Here is a 583-nt window from a genome sequence, read left to right on the forward strand (position 1 = left end):
CTGTAAAGCAGATTTATTTTAGATTTCGGACGGCAATCACGACACAGGTATATGAGCACTTGGGGAACAGGAATATCATCTAATGACACTTACGCAGATATTCACGGGGAATTTTTCGACTTATATAACGAAGGTCTTGACGTCGACGAAATTTCAAAAAGATTGATTACTGGCAACCAAGGAATAATTGATGACCGTGAAGACTGTCATAACTTTTGGTTTGCATTAGCGAAAGCTCAGTGGGAGTGCAAGCAACTTGACAAAGAACTATTTGAGAGAGTCAAAGCAATCATTGATACAGGTGCCGATCTTGAAGTCTGGCGAGAGCTGGGCTCCGATGAAAAGGATTTAAAAAAGAGAAAGAAAGCTCTTGATAAATTCCAGAGTGAATTACAATCAGAAAGGCCAAAAGCAAAGTCACGGAGGACGAAGATAGTTCAACAATCTGTTTATGAGAAAGGTGACTGCCTGACTTTCAGACTTGAAAACGGCAATTATGGTGGCGCAGTTGTCTTAGAAGCAGTTAACGACAGTGAACACGGATATAACTTAATTGCCGCCACCAGAATAAATCAGCCGGATA

1 pseudogene is annotated in these 583 nt (G+C 40.8%); it reads left to right on the forward strand.

From position 1 onward, the window contains the following. Positions 1 to 51: 51 nt before the first annotated feature. Positions 52 to 583, forward strand: a pseudogene (locus tag LZD49_RS35425) (hypothetical protein); the annotation flags it as partial.

It is taken from the genome of Dyadobacter sp. CY261 (assembly GCF_021440085.1).
Lineage (GTDB): Bacteria > Bacteroidota > Bacteroidia > Cytophagales > Spirosomataceae > Dyadobacter.